The 2,327-nt window shown below is 72.3% G+C and carries 2 protein-coding genes and 1 pseudogene; all 3 read left to right on the top strand.

All coding sequences use genetic code 11. From position 1 onward, the window contains the following. Window positions 1-321, top strand: a pseudogene (locus FOE67_RS23040) (hypothetical protein); the annotation flags it as partial. Window positions 322-588: 267 nt separating this feature from the next. After that, window positions 589-1,431: an RNA polymerase sigma factor WhiG gene (gene whiG / locus FOE67_RS23035; protein WP_182666763.1), complete on the top strand. Its 843-nt coding sequence runs from the start codon at window positions 589-591 to the stop codon at window positions 1,429-1,431. Window positions 1,432-1,529: 98 nt separating this feature from the next. Further along, a complete protein-coding gene (locus FOE67_RS23030) occupies window positions 1,530-2,090 on the top strand; it encodes a TetR/AcrR family transcriptional regulator (protein WP_182666765.1) in 561 nt (186 codons plus the stop codon). Window positions 2,091-2,327: the final 237 nt, after the last annotated feature.

The following is a 2,327-nucleotide window of genomic DNA, read 5'->3' as shown; positions in this document are numbered from 1 at the left end:
GGCCGGAGGGGTGGGAACACGCCGCCCGGCGGCTCGACGGGGTGCGCGGGGCAGCCCCTGGTTCCCCGTCGGGTGCTCACGGCCGGGGCCGAGCGGGTGCTGGAGGCGCTGCCCGGGCCGCCGGGGGCGGAGCCCCGTCGAGTGGCGGTGGGGGCGTGCGCCGGGGAACGCGAGACCCTGGCGCGCCTCCTGGAACTCAGAGCCCTCGGCTTCGCCGAACAGGTGCGCGGGCGGTGGTTCCGTTCCCCGCACCGGAAGGGCGCGGACGAGGGGTCCGGGCCACGGCGGTCGCGGGGTGACAAGCCGCCGGACGGTAGGTAAGTCACACCACGGTGCGTCTTTCGGAACGTATCTGCGCATCCCCGTTCCCCCTCCATATGCGCAACGCCACCCGAATGTCACGCTACGCTCACATCGGTTCCGCTCCGGGCGCCCCACCGGTCCCGACCGCCCGGTGCGTGCGCCGGACCCCCGATCCGTCGCGCGGGCGCCGTGAAACCCCTTCCGGCGCCCGCGCCGCTTCCGTCCCCCCACCGTCCCGCACCCGACGGGATCCCGCCCTCCACAGCAGAACGGTCGACACCCCGCATGCCCCAGCACACCCCAGGGCCCCGGCCACCGGCCGCCGATGCGTCGGTCAGGACTCGGGGCCCCGCCTCCGGAACCGTCGCCACCCCCCTCGACGAACTGTGGCACCGCTACAAGGACACCGGCGACGGTCGGTTGCGCGAGCAGTTGATCCTGCACTACTCGCCACTGGTGAAGTACGTCGCCGGTCGGGTGGGAGTGGGTCTCCCCCCCAACGTGGAGCAGGCCGATTTCGTCTCCTCGGGGGTCTTCGGCCTGATCGATGCCATCGAGAAGTTCGACCCGGGGCGCTCGATCAAGTTCGAGACCTACGCCATCACCCGGATCCGGGGGGCGATGATCGACGAGCTGCGGGCCCTGGATTGGATCCCGCGATCGGTGCGCCAGAAGGCCCGGGCCTTCGAACGGGCCTCGGCGGCGCTGGAGTCCTCGTTGCACCGTTCCCCCACCGAGGCCGAGGTGGCCCGGGAGATGAACATGGGACTGGAGGAACTCCACGAGTTCTTCGGCCGGCTCTCCCTGGCCAACACGGTGGCGCTGGAGGAACTGCTGCATCCGGCCGGGGACGGGGGGGATCAGCTGAGCCTGATGGACATCCTCGAGGACACCAGCGCGGACGATCCGGTGGAGGTGGCGGAGGATCGCGAGTTGCGCCGGCTGCTGGCGAGAGCGGTCAACGCGCTACCCGACAGGGAGAAGACCGTGGTCACGCTCTACTACTACGAAGGGCTCACACTGGCCGAAATTGGTCAGGTGTTGGGGGTCACCGAAAGTCGGGTCAGTCAGATCCACACCAAATCCGTTCTGTTGTTGCGCTCGAAATTGGCCGATGTGAACAACTGAGGTCACGCCCCCGGGAGGGGAACCGGCCGGCCCGAGGTGGGGACGCCCGTCGACGGGCGCTCTACAGTGGAGAGGTGCCCAGGATTCGAGCGGCCTCCGTGGCCGAACACCGCCACATGCAGCGCGCCGCCCTGCTGGACGCGGCCCGATCCCTGCTGGCCGAGGGCGGACAGAGCGCGTTGACCTTTCCCGCCCTGGCCGAGCGAACGGGCCTGGCCCGCTCCTCCGTGTACGAGTACTTCCGCTCCCGGGCAGCTGTCGTCGAGGAGCTGTGCGAGGCCGATTTCCCCGTGTGGGCCGGCGAGGTCGAGGCCGCGATGCTGGCCGCGGACTCCCCCGAGGAACGGATCGCCGCCTACGTCCGCTCCCAGTTGGCGCTGGCCGGGGACCGACGCCACCGCGCCGTGGTGGCCATCTCCTCCGGGGAGTTGAGCACGGCGGCACGGGAGCGGATCCGCGCGGCACACGGCTCACTGATCGACCTGGTGGTGGGCGTCCTGGACGAACTCGGTCACCCCGACCCGCGGTTGGGGGCCTCCCTGGTCCAGGGCGTGGTGGATGCGGCCGTCCGTCGTGCGGAGCTGAACGCGGAACCGGGGCCCACCGTCGCCGAGCACGCGGTGCGCATGGTGTTGCGGGGCATATCCCGGCCCGGGTGACCGGAGCCGCGACACGGTCCGGTGTGCGGAGCCCCTCCGGTGGCGCCCGACGCGCCCCTCCGCCCCGGTCGGAACGCCTCGGCCGACCGGCCGCGCCGGCCCGCCCCCGCCGGAGGGACGGGGAACACGACCGGGGAGGCCACGACCGGTGGGGCCCCCGCGTCCCCGGAGGCCCCGGAACCGGTCCGCCCACCGGGATGCGCCGCGGAGCGGGGCTCCTGCTCCCCCTTCCCCTCC

This window comes from Streptomyces calidiresistens, assembly GCF_014141525.1.
In the GTDB taxonomy this organism is placed as follows: Bacteria; Actinomycetota; Actinomycetes; order Streptomycetales; family Streptomycetaceae; genus Streptomyces; species Streptomyces calidiresistens.
The sequence above is the reverse complement of the archived record's forward strand: the minus strand, read 5'-3'. Positions and strand labels throughout refer to the sequence as shown.

Excerpts from the sequence above, each read along its gene's own strand:
- whiG (WP_182666763.1), top strand. The coding sequence starts at position 589 with ATGCCCCAGCACACCCCAGGGCCCCGGCCACCGGCCGCCGATGCGTCG.